Genomic DNA, 253 nt, shown 5'->3' on the forward strand with positions numbered 1-253 from the left:
CACCGAAGGGCGGAGCGGGCCGTCGGCCCGCGAAGCCCAAAAAGAAAGACACGCTATAAGCGTGTCTTTCTTTTTGGCAAAGCACTACAATCCAGATATTTCAAATTTTCGATTTGCCATCTTGATATCTTGCCCAACGGCCCTTCTGGGCCGCGCCGCTTTTGCGGCGTACGAGCGTTTTGCCGGAGGCAAAACCTCGGCGGAGGGATGGCTCTGCCATCCCGAGCATTTGAATCACCGAAGGGCGGAGCGG

General features: G+C 56.5%; 1 protein-coding gene. It reads left to right on the forward strand.

What is annotated here, in order from left to right; genetic code table 11:
* Positions 1–73: 73 nt before the first annotated feature.
* Positions 74–253: hypothetical protein (locus H6B31_RS16990; RefSeq protein ID WP_204899553.1), on the forward strand; the 180-nt coding region annotated here is incomplete at its 3' end.

It is taken from the genome of Pseudoflavonifractor capillosus, assembly GCF_016899775.1.
Classification (GTDB): Bacteria; Bacillota; Clostridia; order Oscillospirales; family Oscillospiraceae; genus Lawsonibacter.